Source organism: Streptomyces sp. NBC_00341 (assembly GCF_041435055.1).
In the GTDB taxonomy this organism is placed as follows: Bacteria; Actinomycetota; Actinomycetes; order Streptomycetales; family Streptomycetaceae; genus Streptomyces.
This window is the reverse complement of the sequence record NZ_CP108002.1, coordinates 2,077,036-2,092,719: the sequence shown is the minus strand read 5'-3', so window position 1 is coordinate 2,092,719 and position 15,684 is coordinate 2,077,036. Positions and strand designations below refer to the sequence as shown.

Sequence of the window (15,684 nt, the reverse complement as noted above, 5' to 3'; positions counted from 1 at the left end):
TCAGCCGTGACAGCGAGGGCATGTATCAGCCAGTGATACGGGCGTCCGGGCCTCCGGAGCGGTCTGAGAGAATTGGGGGGTGATCTCTCGAATCGATCTGCGCGGCGATGCCCTCCCCGAGGGTGGCGCCCTGCGCGACCTGCTGCCCCGTGCCGAGTTCGACGTGGAAGCCGCTCTGGAAACGGTGCGGCCCATCTGCGAGGACGTACGCCATCGTGGCTCCGCGGCAGTGATCGACTGGGGGGCGAAATTCGACGGGGTGCGGATCGGCGCGATCCGGGTCCCGGCCGGGGCGATCGGTGAGGCGCTGGAGCAGCTCGACCCCGCCGTGCGCGCCGCCCTCGAGGAGTCGATCCGCCGCGCCCGCCTCGTCCACCGCGAGCAGCGCCGCACCACGCACACCACCCAGGTCGTCCCCGGCGGCACCGTCACCGAGAAGTGGGTGCCGGTCGAGCGCGTCGGGCTGTACGTGCCGGGCGGCCGCTCGGTCTACCCGTCCTCCGTCGTGATGAACGTGGTCCCCGCCCAGGAGGCGGGCGTCGAGGGCATCGCCGTCGCGTCCCCGCCGCAGAAGGAGTTCGGCGGACTGCCGCACCCCACGATCCTGGCCGCCTGCGCGCTGCTCGGTGTGGACGAGGTGTACGCGGCCGGCGGCGCCCAGGCCGTCGCGATGTTCGCCTACGGCACCGAGGACTGCCTGCCGGTCGACCTCGTCACGGGCCCCGGCAACATCTACGTCGCCGCCGCCAAGCGCCTCCTCAAGGGCCGCATCGGCATCGACGCCGAGGCCGGCCCCACCGAGATCGCGATCCTCGCGGACTCCACCGCCGACCCGGTGCACGTCGCCGCCGACCTGATCAGCCAGGCCGAGCACGACCCGATGGCCGCCGCCGTGCTGGTGACCGACTCGGAGGAGCTCGCCGCCGCCACGGAGGCGGAGCTGAAGCCGCAGGTCGCCGCGAGCAAGCACGTCACGGACCGGATCGAACCCGCGCTGGCCGGCCGCCAGTCCGCGATCGTCCTGGTCAACGACCTGGAGGACGGCCTCAAGGTCGTCGACGCGTACGCCGCGGAGCACCTGGAGATCCAGACCGCCGACGCCGCCGCCGTCGCGGACCGGGTCCGCAACGCCGGAGCGGTCTTCGTCGGCCCCTGGTCCCCGGTCTCGCTCGGCGACTACTGCGCCGGCTCCAACCACGTGCTGCCCACCGGCGGCTGCGCCTGCCACTCCTCCGGCCTGTCCGTGCAGTCCTTCCTGCGCGGCATCCACATCGTCGACTACACCCGTGACGCCCTGGCCGAGGTCACCCACCACGTCGTGACGCTCGCGGAGGCGGAGGACCTCCCCGCCCACGGCGCCGCGCTGAAGGCCCGGTTCGGCTGGAAGGTTCCGCAGCAGTGACGAACGACAGCCCCACGCGCAACGCCTGGGACGACCTCCCCATCCGGGACGAACTGCGCGGCCAGTCCCCGTACGGCGCCCCCCAGCTCGACGTACCGGTCCGGCTGAACACCAACGAGAATCCGTACCCGCTCCCCGAGGCGCTGGTCGACCGGATCGCGGAGCGGGTCCGCGAGGCCGCCCGTGACCTCAACCGCTACCCCGACCGGGAAGCCGTCGAGCTCCGCACCGAGCTGGCCCGCTACCTCAGCCGCACCGCCGGGCACCAGGTCGGCCGCGCCAACGTCTGGGCGGCCAACGGCTCCAACGAGGTGCTCCAGCAGCTGCTCCAGACCTTCGGCGGCCCCGGCCGCACCGCGATCGGCTTCGAGCCCTCGTACTCCATGCACGCCCTCATCGCCCGGGGCACCGGAACCGGCTGGATCTCCGGGCCGCGCAACGAGGACTTCACCATCGACGTGGACGCGGCCCGCGCCGTCATCGCCCGGGAGCGTCCCGACGTCGTCTTCATCACCTCGCCCAACAACCCCACCGGCACCGCCGTCGACGCCGCGACCGTCCTCGCGCTGTACGACGCCGCGCAGTCCGCGAAGCCGTCGATGGTCGTGGTCGACGAGGCGTACGGCGAGTTCAGCCACCACGCCTCGCTGCTCCCGCTGATCGAGGGCCGCCCCCACCTGGTGCTCTCGCGCACCATGTCCAAGGCGTTCGGCGCCGCCGGACTGCGGCTCGGCTACCTCGCCGCCGACCCCGCCGTCGTGGACGCGGTCCAGCTGGTCCGGCTCCCGTACCACCTGTCCTCCATCACCCAGGCGACCGCGCTCGCCGCCCTGGAGCACACCGATACGCTCCTCGGGTACGTGGACCGGCTCAAGAGCGAACGCGACCGGATCGTCACCGGGCTGCGCGCCCAGGGCTTCGACGTCACCGACTCGGACGCCAACTTCGTCCAGTTCGGCCGCTTCGCCGACAGCCACACCGCCTGGCAGCACATCCTCGACCGGGGCGTCCTGGTCCGGGACAACGGCGTACCGGGATGGCTGCGGGTCTCCGCAGGGACCCCGGCAGAGAACGACGCGTTCCTCGATGCGGTACGCGAACTGAAGAAGGAGCACGACGCATGACTCGCGAGGCCCGCGTAGGAAGAGTGGAGCGGACCACCAAGGAAACCTCCGTGCTCGTCGAGATCAACCTCGACGGCACCGGCAAGGTCGATGTCGCGACCGGGGTCGGCTTCTACGACCACATGCTCGACCAGCTCGGCCGCCACGGACTGTTCGACCTCACGGTCAAGACCGACGGCGACCTGCACATCGACTCGCACCACACCATCGAGGACACCGCCCTCGCGCTCGGCGCCGCCTTCCGGCAGGCCCTCGGCGACAAGGTCGGCATCTACCGCTTCGGCAACTGCACCGTCCCGCTGGACGAGTCGCTCGCCCAGGTCACCGTCGACCTCTCCGGCCGCCCCTACCTGGTGCACACCGAGCCCGAGAACATGGCGCCGATGATCGGCGAGTACGACACGACGATGACCCGGCACATCCTGGAGTCGTTCGTCGCCCAGGCGCAGATCGCCCTGCACGTCCACGTCCCGTACGGGCGCAACGCCCACCACATCGTGGAGTGCCAGTTCAAGGCGCTCGCCCGCGCCCTGCGTTACGCCAGCGAGCACGACACGCGTGCGGCCGGAATCCTCCCCTCCACGAAGGGCGCGCTGTGACCGGCCTCAACACCATCCTGATCCTGGTCGGCCTCTTCCTGGCCGGCGGGGTCTACTCCTTCTCGAAGCAGGGCATGCCCAAGGGCGTCATCGTGCTGCTCTCCATCGGATCGCTGATGTGCCTGGTCGCGGGCGTCATGCGGATCCAGGGACTCTGGGACTAGGGGAGCCGTGGACACCAAGAAGAAGGTCGTCGTCTTCGACTACGGCTTCGGCAACATCCGCTCCGCCGAGCGCGCCCTCGCCCGGGTCGGCGCCGAGGTCGAGATCACCCGTGACTTCGACACGGCGATGAACGCCGACGGGCTGCTGGTGCCCGGCGTCGGCGCGTTCTCCGCCTGCATGGAGGGGCTGAAGAAGGCCCGCGGCGAATGGATCATCGGCCGCAGGCTGGCCGGCGGGCGCCCCGTCATGGGCATCTGCGTCGGCATGCAGATCCTCTTCGAGCGCGGCATCGAGCACGGCGTGGAGACCGAGGGGCTCGACGAGTGGCCGGGCACCGTGGGCCCGCTCAAGGCCGACGTCGTCCCGCACATGGGCTGGAACACCGTCGAGTCCCCCGAGGACTCCCGGCTGTTCGCCGGACTCGACCCCGAGGCCCGGTACTACTTCGTGCACTCGTACGCCGCGCACGACTGGTCCCTCGAAGTCACCAACGCCAACATCCGCGCCCCCAGGGTCACCTGGGCCACGCACGGCGAACGGTTCGTGGCGGCCGTGGAGAACGGCGCGCTGTGGGCCACCCAGTTCCACCCCGAGAAGTCCGGCGACGCCGGCGCCCAGCTGCTGACCAACTGGATCGAGACGCTGTAATGCCGAAGCTTGAACTGCTCCCCGCCGTAGACGTACGCGACGGCCAGGCGGTCCGCCTGGTGCACGGCGAGTCCGGCTCGGAGACCTCGTACGGCTCCCCGCTGGAGGCCGCGCTCGCCTGGCAGCGCTCCGGCGCCGAGTGGCTGCACCTCGTCGACCTGGACGCCGCCTTCGGCACCGGCGACAACCGCGCCCTCATCGCAGAGGTGGCCGGCGCCATGGACATCAAGGTCGAGCTGTCCGGCGGCATCCGCGACGACGCCACGCTCGCCGCCGCCCTCGCCACCGGCTGCCGCCGGGTCAACCTCGGCACCGCCGCCCTGGAGACCCCCGAGTGGGTCGCCAAGGTCATCGCCGAGCACGGCGACAAGATCGCCGTCGGCCTCGACGTGCGCGGCACCACACTGCGCGGCCGCGGCTGGACCCGCGACGGCGGCGACCTCTACGAGACGCTGGCCCGCCTCGACGCCGAGGGCTGCGCCCGCTACGTCGTCACCGACATCGCCAAGGACGGCACGCTCCAGGGCCCCAACCTGGGTCTGCTGAGGGACGTCTGCGCGGCCACGGAGCGCCCCGTCGTCGCCTCGGGCGGAGTCTCCTCCCTCGACGACCTGCGGGCGATCTCCCTGCTCGTCCCCGAAGGCGTCGAGGGCGCGATCGTCGGCAAGGCGCTGTACGCGGAGGCGTTCACGCTGGAAGAGGCCCTGAAGGCGGTCGCCGCATGACCGACTCCGTCAAGCGCGTCTCCTCCGGCGGCCCCTGGGAGGAGAAGATCGGCTACTCCCGCGCCGTCGAGCTGCCCAACGGACTGGTCCTGGTGGCCGGGTGCACCTCCGTGGTCGGCGGCCAGATCTCCGCCGGCGGCCCCTACGAGCAGGCCGTCACCTCCTTCGAGGTCGCCTTCGAGGCGCTGAAGGAGCTGGGCCTGGGCCGCGAGGACGTCGTCCGTACCCGCATGTACATCACCCACGCCCGGGACGTGGAGGAGATCGGCCGTGCGCACAAGGAGCTGTTCGACGACGTGCGGCCCGTCGCCTCCATGATCATCGTGTCCGGCTTCATCGACCCGAGCCTGGTCGTCGAGGTCGAGGTCGAGGCCTACCGGGCAGGTGCGCGATGACGCTCGCGGTACGTGTCATCCCCTGCCTCGACGTGGACAACGGCCGCGTCGTCAAGGGCGTCAACTTCCAGAACCTGCGCGACGCCGGTGACCCCGTGGAGATGGCCAAGCTGTACGACGCGGAGGGCGCCGACGAGCTGACCTTCCTGGACATCACCGCCTCCAGCGGCGACCGCGAGACGACCTACGACGTGGTGCGCCGCACCGCCGAGCAGGTCTTCATCCCGCTCACCGTCGGCGGCGGCGTCCGCACCACGGAGGACGTCGACAAGCTGCTGCGGGCCGGCGCGGACAAGGTCGGCGTCAACACCGCGGCCATCGCCAGGCCGGAGCTGATCCGGGAGATCGCGGAGCGCTTCGGCCGGCAGGTCCTGGTGCTCTCCGTGGACGCCAGGCGCACCCCCGCCGGCACCTTCGAGGTCACCACGCACGGCGGCCGCAAGGGCACCGGCATCGACGCCGTCGAGTGGGCGCACCGGGCCGCCGAGCTGGGCGCGGGCGAGATCCTGCTCAACTCGATGGACGCCGACGGCACCAAGGACGGCTACGACACCGAGATGATCGCGGCCGTACGCGAGCACGTGAGCGTCCCCGTCATCGCCTCCGGCGGCGCGGGCCGGCTCGCGGACTTCGCGCCGGCCGTCGGCGCGGGAGCCGACGCGGTCCTGGCCGCGTCCGTCTTCCACTTCGGTGATCTGCGGATCTCCGAGGTCAAGGGCGCCCTCCGGGAGGCCGGCCACCCGGTCCGCTGAACCCCCACAGAGCCCCGTCAGACGCCACCGGCCGTGAAGGCCGGTGGCGTCTTCATGTGCGCTCCCATGACGAGCCCAAGTTCCGCAACATTTATTGCGCAACAGATATTGCGCAAGTTTTCTTTCCTGTCTACCGTGGAGGCATGGCAAGCAACGAATCACGCAGGGTGTCCGACCTCGGGGCCCTCAAGGCGTTCGGGCACCCGCTGCGGATGAAGCTCTACCGGGCGCTCTACATCGCCCGGCAGGCCACCGCCTCCCAGCTCGCGGAGCAGGTCGACGAACAGGTCTCACTGGTCAGCTACCACCTGCGCAAGCTCGCTGACCACGGCCTGATCGAAGCGGCCGACGGACCGGGCAGGGACGGCCGCGAGCGCTGGTGGCAGCCCGCCTCCAAGGGGCTCCGCTTCCACGACGAGGACTTCAGCGACGCGCCGGAGAAGGCCGCCACCCACACCGCCGTCAGCCGGCTCTCGTTCGACCAGCACATCGAGCTGTACCGCCGCTTCCTGGACGCCTACCGGAGCTGGACACCCCCGTGGCGCAAAAGCTCCTTCACCTCCGAGTACCTGGCCCGGCTGAACCCCGAGGAGCTCGCCTCGCTCGAACGCGAGCTGCACGAGGTCATCAACCGGTACGAGGAGCAGGGCCGCGCCCGCGACGAGGCCGGTGACACGGAGAACCGCGAGAACGTCGCGCTGCACCTGTACGGCTTCCCGTTCCGGACCTGACCCGGCCACCCGAGAGGACGCCCCGTGACCGCCACGCTCACGCCCCCAGAGGCCCCGGAACGCCCCGCCCACCGCGACGGAAACGTGCTGCGCTGGCTCGGCGCCTACACCGCGTCCACGATCGGGGACAGCGTCTACTACATGGCCCTCGCCTGGGCCGCCGCCCGCACCGGAACCGCCTCCCAGACCGGCCTGGTGCTGGCCGTCGGCTCCATACCCAGGGCCCTGCTGCTGCTCGGCGGGGGAGTGCTCGCGGACCGGTTCGGGCCGCGCCGCGTCGTGGTCGTCAGCGACACCGCCCGCTGTCTCGTCATCCTCGGGCTGGCCGGGGCGCTGCTCCTCACCTCGCCCACGGTGTGGATGCTGATCGCCGTCGCCCTGGTCTTCGGCGCGGCCGACGCGCTCTTCCTGCCCGCAGTCGGCGCGCTGCCGCCCCGGATCACCGCGGCCGGACAGCTCGCCCGGGTCCAGGGGATGCGCGGCCTCGCCACCCGGACCGCGACCGTCGTCGGCGCCCCGCTCGGCGGTATCGCCGTCGCCCTCGGCGGCCCGGTCCTCGCCTTCGCCGCGGCCGGTGTGCTCTTCGCCCTCTCGCTGCCGCTGCTGCTCGCCGTACGGATGCGCCCGCTGCCGGTGGCGGACGCGGCCGAAGCCGTACCCACCGGCACCGCCTGGCGTGAACTCGTCGACGGGGTGCGCCACATCCGCCGCCACCCGGTGCTCGGGCCGCTCATGCTCGTCATCGCCGTCAGTGAACTGGGCTTCGTCGGACCGCTCAACCTGGGCCTGATCCTGCTCAGCGAGGAGCGCGGCTGGGGGGCCTCCGGCATGGGCTGGATCGTCGCGGCCTTCGGCATCGGCGCGGGCGCGTCCGCCCTGGTGCTCGCCGTGCGCGGCCGGGTCCCCAGGGCGGGGCTCACCATGTGCCTCACCGTACTGACCGGCGCGGTCGCCATCGCCGCCCTGGCGTACGCACCCTCCGTACCCCTCGCGGCCGGTGTCGCGCTCCTCGTCGGGCTCTTCGTGGGCCTGGGCGGCGCGCTGTGCGGAGCCCTCATCCAGATCTCCGCCGACCCCGCCTACCTGGGCCGCGTCACCTCGGTCTCGACGCTCTTCACCCACGCGCTCTCGCCGCTCAGCTACCCGGTCACCGGCGCGGCCGTCGCCCTCTGGGGCACCGGCCCGGTCTTCGTCGCCAGCGCCTCGCTGTGCGCGGCGGGGGCGCTGATGGGCCTGCTGCCCCGCGCGCTGCGCCGCGCGGAGCTCCCGCGCTGATCGCGGGGGACGCCGCTACATCCCGAGCTTCGCCGTCGTCACCCGGGCGATCGCGTCCTGGTCGCCCTCCAGCTCCACCCGCGCCGCGTCCTGCCGCCCGAACGCGAACAGCAGCAGCTCGCCCGGCTCACCGGTCACCGTCACCACCGGGGTGCCCTTGTGCGCGACCGCGGTCTGACCGTTGGGGCGGCGCAGCACCAAGCCCACCGGCGCCTTGCGCCCCAGCACCCGCGCCGCCTTCTCGGTACGCGACCACAGGACATCGGCGAAGACCGGGTCCAGCTCCCGCGGGGTCCAGTCGGGCTGGGCCCGGCGCACGTCCTCCGTATGGACGTAGAACTCCACGGTGTTCGCGGCCTCGTCCAGCTGCTTCACGCCGAACGGGGACATCCGCGGCGGCCCCGTACGGATGAGCTGGATCAGCTCCTCGTACGGCTTTGAGGTGAACTCGTCCCTGATCCGCTCGCTCCGGCTCTTCAGCGGGCCGATCACCAGCCCGGCCGCCGCGTCGGGCCTGCGCTCCCGCACCACCACATGGGCCGCCAGATCCCGGGCCGTCCAGCCGTGGCAGAGGGTCGGGGCCTCCGGGCCCGCCCCCTCCAACAGGTCGGCAAGCAGAAGTCGTTCGCGCTTCGCATGGGTCGACATGTCCGCCAGCGTACGACCGGTGTCCAGCGTCCGCCCAGTGGACGCACGCCCGGACGGCCCTCCCGGCCACGGCACAATGGGGACATGACCAGCTCGCCCACGCCCGGCACCCCGCCCCCCGCCAGCGGCCTCGACCCCGCCATCGCCGCCCGCCTCAAGCGCGGCGCCGACGGACTCGTCCCGGCCATCGCCCAGCAGTACGACACCGGCGAGGTGCTGATGCTCGGCTGGATGGACGACGAGGCACTGCACCGCACCCTGACCACCGGCCGCTGCACCTACTGGTCGCGCAGCCGCCAGGAGTACTGGGTCAAGGGCGACACCTCCGGCCACATCCAGCAGGTCAAGTCCGTCGCGCTGGACTGTGACGCCGACACCGTCCTCGTCCGGGTCGACCAGACGGGTGCCGCCTGCCACACCGGCGACCGCACCTGTTTCGACGCCGACGTCCTCCCGCTCGGACAGTAGGGTCAGCCGCCATGGACTTCGACACCTTCCGGAAGCTGGCCATCGACCGGCGCGTCATCCCCGTCACCCGCCGGCTCCTCGCCGACGGTGACACGCCGGTCGGCCTCTACCGCAAGCTCGCGGGCGAACGCACCGGCACCTTCCTCCTGGAATCCGCGGAGAACGGCCGCACCTGGTCGCGCTACTCCTTCATCGGGGTCCGCAGCGCCGCCACGCTCACCGCCCGCGACGGCGAGGCCCACTGGCTGGGCACCCCGCCGGTCGGCGTCCCCGTCGACGGCGACCCGCTCCAGGCCCTGCGCGCCACCATCGAGACCCTGCACACCCCGCACGAGCAGGAGTCCGGACTGCCGCCCTTCACCGGCGGCATGGTCGGCTACCTCGGCTACGACGTCGTGCGCCGCCTGGAGAAGATCGGTGAGAGCGGGGACGACGACCTCGAGCTCCCCGAGCTGACCATGCTGCTCACCTCCGACCTCGCCGTCCTCGACCACTGGGACGGCAGCGTCCTGCTCATCGCCAACGCGATCAACCACAACGACCTGGCCACCGGAGTCGACGAGGCGTACACCGACGCGGTGGCCCGGCTCGACGCCATGGAGCGCGACCTGCGCCGCCCCGTCGAGAACGCCCCCGCCGCCCTGCCGCCCTCCGAGCTCCCGCCGTACACCGCGCTGTGGGGCGGCAAGGCCTACCAGGACGCCGTCGAGGACGTGAAGGAGCGGATCAGGGCCGGCGAGGCCTTCCAGGTCGTCCCCTCCCAGCGCTTCGAAACGCCGTGCACGGCAAGCGCCTTGGACGTCTACCGGGTGCTGCGCGCCACCAACCCCTCGCCGTACATGTACCTCTTCCGGTTCGACGGCTTCGACGTCGCCGGCTCCAGCCCCGAGGCGCTCGTCAAGGTCGAGGACGGCCGCGCGATGGTCCACCCGATCGCCGGGACCCGGCACAGGGGCGCCACCCCGCAGGAGGACCAGGCCCTCGCGGAGGAGCTGCTGGCCGACCCGAAGGAGCGCGCCGAGCACCTGATGCTCGTCGACCTCGGCCGCAACGACCTGGGACGGGTCTGCGAGCCCGGCAGCGTCGAGGTCGTCGACTTCATGTCGGTCGAGCGGTACTCGCACGTGATGCACATCGTGTCCACCGTCACCGGCCGCGTCGCCGAGGGCCACACCGCCTTCGACGTCCTCACCTCCTGCTTCCCCGCGGGCACCCTCTCCGGAGCCCCGAAACCGCGCGCCATGCAGATCATCGAGGAGCTCGAACCCACCCGCCGCGGGCTGTACGGCGGCTGCGTGGGCTACCTCGACTTCGCCGGGGACTCCGACACGGCCATCGCCATCCGGACCGCCCTGCTGCGTGACGGAACGGCGTACGTCCAGGCCGGGGCGGGGGTCGTCGCGGACTCCGACCCGGTCGCGGAGGACACCGAGTGCCGCAACAAGGCCGCGGCGGTGCTGCGCGCCGTCCACACGGCCAACCGCCTCGGCGGCGCGTGAGGGCCTTGGGGCCTACCGGGAACGCGCGGGCGGGGGCTCCATCTCACACCCCCCTTGTGCCCGTAACTCCGGGGCGGTAGGGGATAGTGGGGTACGTGAGCGCTGTCCCCGTACCCCAGCCCCGTGCCGAAGCCGCCTCCGCGCCCGACAGCGCGGGGAGCCGCAGAAGCCTGGCCGCCGGCCTGCTCCTCGGGGCAGCCGGGGCCACCGTCGTCCTCCTCGCGTCCGGGCAGACCTGGGCCCGGGGCCGGGCCTCGGTCGGCGGCGGCGCCCTGCCGCTGAGCGCCGACGGACAGGACGTCACCGGTGTCCCGGCCGCCCTCGCCATCGTCGGCCTGGCCGCCCTCGTCGCCGTCTTCGCCGTCCGCAGCGGCGGCCGGCTGCTCGTCGCGGGACTGCTGGCCCTCAGCGGGTTCGGCGCCGCGCTGAGCGCCTTCCTCGGCGCCTCCGACGGCGCCGCGCTCGACGAGCAGGCGGCTCGGAGCACCGGCGACAGCGCCGCCACCATCGGCGCCCTCAGCCACACCGCCTGGCCCTATGTGACCGCGGCCGGCGGGCTGCTGATCCTGCTCGCCGGGCTGCTCGCCCTGCGCTACGGCAGGCGCTGGCCCACCATGTCCGGGCGGTACGAGCGCGACGGCACCCCGCGCCCCCGCAGGACCGCCCCCAAGGCCCTGGACCCCGACCGGCCCGAGGACCTGTGGAAGGCCCTGGACCGCGGCGAGGACCCGACGCGCGAGGCATGACCCCCCAGCTCACGTCCAGTCCGCACGTACGGGACAATGGGCCGAGCTCACAGCACAGCGGCACCCACAGCGGCACCGGCTCTGCGCACAGCGACACCGAGCGATACCAACAGCGCAACACCAACGAGGAGCAACTCATGGCGGGCAGCAGCCACGGACACACCCCGGCCGCCTGGACCGGTGTCATCATCTCGTTCATCGGCTTCTGCATCGCAGGCGTCTTCATGGTCGCGGCCAACCCGCTCGGCTTCTGGGCCGGTATCGCCGTCACCGTCATCGGCGGGATCGTCGGGCTCGCGATGAAGGCCGCCGGTCTCGGCATGCCGAAGGAGTCGGCGGAGCTGGCCCGGGCCAGGGCCCGTGCCGGGCAGGCGCAGACCTCCTGACCCCCTCCGCAGGACGTACGCACGCGAGGCGCAGCCCGGACCGGGCTGCGCCTTTCCGCGTCAGCGGCGACAATCACCGGGTGGACGCTTCGCCATCTCCAGCCGCCGCCCCGTCGACGCCGGGCCACGGCCCCGCGCCCGGCACCTCCGCGGCCCCCGGCCACCGGCCCGCGCCGGACGGCTCCCAGCCGCCGTCCGGCCCGCCTCCGGTGCCCGGCGGCCACCTGCCCGCGCCCGGTCCGCCCGCCGGGCAGCCGGGACCGTTCCCGCCGGTCTTCCAGCCGGCGCCCGTCCCCGCCTCGCGGCTGCGGCGGATCGCCGCCCCGGCCGGTGTCATGGCGGGCGTCCTCGGGGCCTTCGCCCTCGTCGGCTCCGTCGACCCCAACGAGCCGGGCCACTACCCGGTCTGCCCGCTGCTCCGCCTCACCGGCATCTACTGCCCCGGCTGCGGCGGGCTGCGCAGCGCCTACGCGGTCGCCCACGGCGACCTCGGGACGGCGTTCGGCTCCAACGCCCCCGCCGTCATCGGCTACGGGATCTTCGCCGTGGTCTGGGTCCTCTGGATGGTCCGCGCTGCCGCCGGGAAGCCCGTGCGGTTCGCGCTGCGGCCCGTCCACTGGTGGGCGATCGGAGCCGTCCTGCTGATCTTCACCGTCGTCCGGAACCTGCCGTTCGGATCGGCGCTGGCGCCGTGAACACCCGGACAGTGGGCCACGTGAATGCCCAGGTAGTGGGACATTCGGCGGCCGGATGCGGGCCCATCGGCCTCCTGCGGATACCATCGGCATGGCTGATCCTGTTCTCTTGTCACCGTCCCGGAAGGGGGCCGATCGCGTGAGTGTGCTCGACGAGATCATCGAAGGCGTACGCGCCGACCTCGCAGAGCGGCAGGCGCGCGTCAGCCTCGACGAGCTGAAGGAACGCGCGGCGCGCGCTCCCGAGGCGAAGGACGGAGTCGCCGCCCTGCGCGGCGAGGGCGTGACCGTCATCTGCGAGGTAAAGCGCTCCAGCCCCTCCAAGGGGGCCCTCGCCGCCATCGCCGACCCGGCCGCACTGGCCGCGGACTACGAGGCGGGCGGCGCCTCCGTCATCTCGGTCCTCACCGAGGAGCGCCGCTTCGGCGGTTCGCTCGCCGACCTGGAGGCCGTCCGCGCCAAGGTCGACATCCCGGTCCTGCGCAAGGACTTCATCGTCACCTCCTACCAGCTGTGGGAGGCGCGGGCGTACGGCGCCGACCTCGCCCTGCTGATCGTCGCCGCCCTCGACCAGGAGGCGCTGGTCTCCCTGATCGAGCGCGCCGAGTCCATCGGCCTGACGCCGCTGGTCGAGGTGCACGACGAGGAGGAGGCGGAGCGCGCGGTCGACGCCGGCGCCCGGATCATCGGCGTCAACGCCCGCAACCTGAAGGACCTCAAGGTCGACCGCTCCACCTTCGAGCGGGTCGCCCCCGAGATCCCCGACCGCATCGTCAAGATCGCGGAGTCCGGTGTCCGGGGCCCGCACGACCTCATCGCCTACGCCAACGCCGGCGCGGACGCCGTACTGGTCGGCGAGTCCCTGGTCACCGGCCGCGACCCGCGGGTCGCCGTGGCCGACCTGGTCGCCGCCGGCGCCCACCCGGCCCTCCGGCACGGACGGGGCTGACCCCACCCGTGTCCGCAGAGCGTTCCGCGCCCCGTGTCCGGCCGGGCCTGCGCCCCGCCGCGGCCACCGGCCGGGACCCGCACGCGCCGCTGGCGCGCGGCTGCCGCCCCCGCGGCTGTCGCGCCCCCGCGCGCCGCGTGCACGGCCGGCGGGTGCGGTACGTGATCGGTGACGAACCCGGCCAGGTCAACGGCATGCGATGGCGCACGGGGTCCGCGCAGTAGAGCGAGCCCCGGCCGTCGCACCCCCACCGCCCTGCGGTGGAACCGCACGACCCGCACCGCCCGGCCCCCGGCCGAGGCGGCGCCTCGCTCACGGCGCAATACGGTGAATCCACGCATCCACCCCATGCCATGCCGAGGAGCACGTCGAGATGTCGTCCGACTTCTTCATTCCGGACCCGGAGGGTCTGATCCCCAGCGCCGAGGGGTACTTCGGCGCGTACGGCGGAAAGTTCATCCCGGAGGCGCTCGTCGCCGCCGTGGACGAGGTCGCCGTCGAGTACGACAAGGCGAAGGCCGACCCGGCGTTCGCCGCCGAGCTCAACGAGCTCATGGTCAACTACACCGGCCGCCCCAGCGCGCTGACCGAGGTGCGGCGCTTCGCGGAACACGCCGGCGGCGCCCGGATCTTCCTCAAGCGCGAGGACCTCAACCACACCGGCTCGCACAAGATCAACAACGTGCTGGGCCAGGCGCTCCTCACCCGGCGCATGGGCAAGACCCGGGTCATCGCCGAGACCGGGGCCGGTCAGCACGGCGTCGCCACCGCGACCGCCTGCGCGCTCTTCGGCCTCGAATGCACCATCTACATGGGCGAGATCGACACCGAGCGCCAGGCGCTGAACGTGGCGCGGATGCGGATGCTCGGCGCCGAGGTCATCGCCGTGAAGTCCGGCTCCCGCACCCTCAAGGACGCCATCAACGAGGCGTTCCGCGACTGGGTCGCCAACGTGGACCGCACGCACTACCTCTTCGGCACGGTCGCGGGCCCGCACCCCTTCCCCGCCATGGTCCGCGACTTCCACCGCGTCATCGGCGTCGAGGCCAGGCGGCAGATCCTGGAGCGGGCCGGCCGGCTGCCGGACGCCGCGGTCGCCTGCGTCGGCGGCGGCTCCAACGCCATCGGCCTCTTCCACGCCCTCATCCCGGACGCGGACGTCCGCCTCATCGGCTGCGAGCCGGCCGGACACGGCGTGGAGACCGGCGAGCACGCGGCGACCCTCACCGAGGGCGAGCCCGGCATCCTGCACGGTTCGCGCAGCTACGTCCTCCAGGACGAGGAGGGCCAGATCACCGAGCCGTACTCCATCTCGGCCGGTCTGGACTACCCGGGCATCGGCCCGGAGCACGCCTACCTGAAGGACATCGGCCGCGGCGAGTACCGCGCGGTCACCGACGACGCGGCCATGCAGGCGCTGCGGCTGCTCTCCCGCACCGAGGGGATCATCCCGGCCATCGAGAGCGCGCACGCGCTGGCCGGTGCCCTGGAGGTCGGCAAGGAGCTCGGCAAGGACGGCCTGATCCTGGTCAACCTGTCCGGCCGGGGCGACAAGGACATGGACACGGCGGCCCGGTACTTCGGGCTGTACGAGACCGACGCGGCCGTCGAGGCGGACGCGTCCGGCCACGGCGCCGAGATCGAGGGGGACGCCAAGTGAGCGGCAACATCGAACTGCTGAACACCACCCTCGCTGCGGCCAAGGCCGAGGACCGGGCGGCGCTGATCGCGTACCTGCCCGCCGGGTTCCCGACCGTCGACGGCGGTATCGCGGCCATCGAGGCGGCGGCCGCAGGCGGCGCCGACGTCATCGAGGTGGGCCTGCCGCACAGCGACCCGGTGCTCGACGGCCCGGTCATCCAGACCGCCGACGACATCGCGCTGCGCGGCGGCGTGAAGATCGCCGACGTGATGCGCACGGTCCGCGAGTCGTACGAGGCCACCGGGATCCCGATCCTGGTCATGACGTACTGGAACCCGATCGACCGGTACGGCGTCGAGCGCTTCACCGCCGAGCTGGCGGAGGCGGGCGGCGCCGGGTGCATCCTGCCCGACCTGCCGGTCCAGGAATCCGCCCTGTGGCGCGAGCACGCGGCGAAGCACGGTCTCGCGACCGTCTTCGTCGTCGCGCCCAGCAGCAAGGACGAGCGCCTCGCCACCATCACGGCGGCCGGTTCCGGCTTCGTCTACGCCGCTTCGCTGATGGGGGTCACCGGCACCCGCGTCTCGGTCGGGGAACAGGCCGAGGACCTGGTGCGGCGCACCCGCGCCACCACCTCCGTCCCGGTCTGCGTCGGCCTCGGCGTCTCCAACGCGGAGCAGGCCGCGGAGGTCGCCGGGTTCGCGGACGGGGTCATCGTCGGTACCGCCTTCGTCAAGTGCATGCTGGACGCGCCCGACGAGGCGGCCGGCCTCGCGGCCGTCCGCTCACTGGCGGCCGATCTGGCCGAAGGTGTTCGAAAGCGCTGATACCGGGC

20 protein-coding genes are annotated in these 15,684 nt (G+C 72.6%); 19 read left to right on the top strand and 1 reads right to left on the bottom strand.

The annotated features are described in order from the left end of the window. Positions 1-79 precede the first annotated feature (79 nt). From hisD to OG892_RS09280, 10 genes are all read left to right on the top strand, one after another. The gene (gene hisD, locus OG892_RS09325) at positions 80-1,402 is read left to right on the top strand and encodes a histidinol dehydrogenase (protein ID WP_328697144.1); all 1,323 of its coding nucleotides are present in this window, start codon (positions 80-82) and stop codon (positions 1,400-1,402) included. Continuing rightward, the gene (locus OG892_RS09320) at positions 1,399-2,526 is read left to right on the top strand and encodes a histidinol-phosphate transaminase (protein ID WP_328867380.1); all 1,128 of its coding nucleotides are present in this window, start codon (positions 1,399-1,401) and stop codon (positions 2,524-2,526) included. Before hisD ends, OG892_RS09320 begins: the two co-directional genes overlap by 4 nt. Further along, the gene (gene hisB, locus OG892_RS09315; protein ID WP_073735498.1) at positions 2,523-3,125 is read left to right on the top strand and encodes an imidazoleglycerol-phosphate dehydratase HisB; all 603 of its coding nucleotides are present in this window, start codon (positions 2,523-2,525) and stop codon (positions 3,123-3,125) included. Before OG892_RS09320 ends, hisB begins: the two co-directional genes overlap by 4 nt. Next, positions 3,122-3,289 carry a hypothetical protein gene (locus tag OG892_RS09310; RefSeq protein WP_199884395.1) on the top strand — a complete coding sequence of 56 codons (168 nt, stop codon included), beginning with the start codon at positions 3,122-3,124 and terminating at the stop codon, positions 3,287-3,289. The genes hisB and OG892_RS09310 overlap by 4 nt, the downstream gene beginning before the upstream one ends. A 7-nt stretch (positions 3,290-3,296) precedes the next feature. Further along, positions 3,297-3,938, top strand: coding sequence for an imidazole glycerol phosphate synthase subunit HisH (hisH, locus tag OG892_RS09305; protein WP_024492678.1), 642 nt, complete (start codon positions 3,297-3,299; stop codon positions 3,936-3,938). Continuing rightward, entirely contained in the window at positions 3,938-4,663 is a 726-nt protein-coding gene (gene priA, locus OG892_RS09300; RefSeq protein ID WP_311306229.1) for a bifunctional 1-(5-phosphoribosyl)-5-((5-phosphoribosylamino)methylideneamino)imidazole-4-carboxamide isomerase/phosphoribosylanthranilate isomerase PriA, read from the top strand. The genes hisH and priA overlap by 1 nt, the downstream gene beginning before the upstream one ends. Continuing rightward, positions 4,660-5,058 carry a RidA family protein gene (locus tag OG892_RS09295; RefSeq protein WP_328867381.1) on the top strand — a complete coding sequence of 133 codons (399 nt, stop codon included), beginning with the start codon at positions 4,660-4,662 and terminating at the stop codon, positions 5,056-5,058. Before priA ends, OG892_RS09295 begins: the two co-directional genes overlap by 4 nt. Further along, positions 5,055-5,810, top strand: coding sequence for an imidazole glycerol phosphate synthase subunit HisF (gene hisF, locus OG892_RS09290; RefSeq protein WP_073735495.1), 756 nt, complete (start codon positions 5,055-5,057; stop codon positions 5,808-5,810). The genes OG892_RS09295 and hisF overlap by 4 nt, the downstream gene beginning before the upstream one ends. A gap of 143 nt (positions 5,811-5,953) precedes the next feature. Continuing rightward, the gene (locus OG892_RS09285) at positions 5,954-6,541 is read left to right on the top strand and encodes an ArsR/SmtB family transcription factor (protein WP_371628896.1); all 588 of its coding nucleotides are present in this window, start codon (positions 5,954-5,956) and stop codon (positions 6,539-6,541) included. Between the two features lie 24 nt (positions 6,542-6,565). Next, positions 6,566-7,816, top strand: coding sequence for an MFS transporter (locus OG892_RS09280; protein ID WP_371628895.1), 1,251 nt, complete (start codon positions 6,566-6,568; stop codon positions 7,814-7,816). Positions 7,817-7,831: 15 nt separating this feature from the next. Here the strand turns inward: OG892_RS09280 and OG892_RS09275 are convergent, their stop codons facing one another. After that, a complete protein-coding gene (locus OG892_RS09275; protein ID WP_073735492.1) occupies positions 7,832-8,464 on the bottom strand; it encodes a TIGR03085 family metal-binding protein in 633 nt (210 codons plus the stop codon). Positions 8,465-8,548: 84 nt separating this feature from the next. Here OG892_RS09275 and hisI point away from each other — a divergent pair, with 84 nt between their 5' ends. The 9 genes from hisI (at position 8,549) to trpA (ending at position 15,676) form a co-directional block, all read left to right on the top strand. After that, positions 8,549-8,932 (top strand): phosphoribosyl-AMP cyclohydrolase, encoded by a 384-nt coding sequence (gene hisI, locus OG892_RS09270; protein WP_327336434.1) that lies wholly within the window; start codon positions 8,549-8,551, stop codon positions 8,930-8,932. 11 nt (positions 8,933-8,943) lie between these two features. Beyond that, positions 8,944-10,431, top strand: a complete 1,488-nt coding sequence (locus tag OG892_RS09265) for an anthranilate synthase component I (protein ID WP_327336433.1) — start codon at positions 8,944-8,946, stop codon at positions 10,429-10,431. 86 nt (positions 10,432-10,517) lie between these two features. Beyond that, complete coding sequence (locus tag OG892_RS09260; protein ID WP_073735489.1) at positions 10,518-11,177, top strand: TIGR02234 family membrane protein; 660 nt, start codon at positions 10,518-10,520, stop codon at positions 11,175-11,177. A gap of 137 nt (positions 11,178-11,314) precedes the next feature. Then, complete coding sequence (locus OG892_RS09255; protein WP_073735648.1) at positions 11,315-11,563, top strand: HGxxPAAW family protein; 249 nt, start codon at positions 11,315-11,317, stop codon at positions 11,561-11,563. 80 nt (positions 11,564-11,643) lie between these two features. Continuing rightward, complete coding sequence (locus tag OG892_RS09250; protein WP_371628894.1) at positions 11,644-12,258, top strand: DUF2752 domain-containing protein; 615 nt, start codon at positions 11,644-11,646, stop codon at positions 12,256-12,258. A gap of 139 nt (positions 12,259-12,397) precedes the next feature. Further along, entirely contained in the window at positions 12,398-13,207 is an 810-nt protein-coding gene (gene trpC / locus OG892_RS09245; protein WP_073735487.1) for an indole-3-glycerol phosphate synthase TrpC, read from the top strand. A gap of 8 nt (positions 13,208-13,215) precedes the next feature. After that, the gene (gene trpM / locus OG892_RS09240; RefSeq protein WP_073735486.1) at positions 13,216-13,431 is read left to right on the top strand and encodes a tryptophan biosynthesis modulator TrpM; all 216 of its coding nucleotides are present in this window, start codon (positions 13,216-13,218) and stop codon (positions 13,429-13,431) included. A 149-nt stretch (positions 13,432-13,580) separates the two neighbouring features. Next, positions 13,581-14,867: a tryptophan synthase subunit beta gene (trpB, locus tag OG892_RS09235; protein WP_073735485.1), complete on the top strand. Its 1,287-nt coding sequence runs from the start codon at positions 13,581-13,583 to the stop codon at positions 14,865-14,867. Continuing rightward, complete coding sequence (trpA, locus tag OG892_RS09230; RefSeq protein WP_073735484.1) at positions 14,864-15,676, top strand: tryptophan synthase subunit alpha; 813 nt, start codon at positions 14,864-14,866, stop codon at positions 15,674-15,676. The genes trpB and trpA overlap by 4 nt, the downstream gene beginning before the upstream one ends. The last annotated feature ends 8 nt before the right edge of the window (positions 15,677-15,684 follow it).

Coding starts and splice junctions, on each gene's coding strand:
- hisB (WP_073735498.1), top strand. CDS start 2,523: ATGACTCGCGAGGCCCGCGTAGGAAGAGTGGAGCGGACCACCAAGGAA.
- priA (WP_311306229.1), top strand. CDS start 3,938: ATGCCGAAGCTTGAACTGCTCCCCGCCGTAGACGTACGCGACGGCCAG.
- OG892_RS09295 (WP_328867381.1), top strand. CDS start 4,660: ATGACCGACTCCGTCAAGCGCGTCTCCTCCGGCGGCCCCTGGGAGGAG.
- hisF (WP_073735495.1), top strand. CDS start 5,055: ATGACGCTCGCGGTACGTGTCATCCCCTGCCTCGACGTGGACAACGGC.
- OG892_RS09285 (WP_371628896.1), top strand. CDS start 5,954: ATGGCAAGCAACGAATCACGCAGGGTGTCCGACCTCGGGGCCCTCAAG.
- OG892_RS09275 (WP_073735492.1), bottom strand. CDS start 8,464: ATGTCGACCCATGCGAAGCGCGAACGACTTCTGCTTGCCGACCTGTTG.
- hisI (WP_327336434.1), top strand. CDS start 8,549: ATGACCAGCTCGCCCACGCCCGGCACCCCGCCCCCCGCCAGCGGCCTC.
- OG892_RS09265 (WP_327336433.1), top strand. CDS start 8,944: ATGGACTTCGACACCTTCCGGAAGCTGGCCATCGACCGGCGCGTCATC.
- OG892_RS09255 (WP_073735648.1), top strand. CDS start 11,315: ATGGCGGGCAGCAGCCACGGACACACCCCGGCCGCCTGGACCGGTGTC.
- trpB (WP_073735485.1), top strand. CDS start 13,581: ATGTCGTCCGACTTCTTCATTCCGGACCCGGAGGGTCTGATCCCCAGC.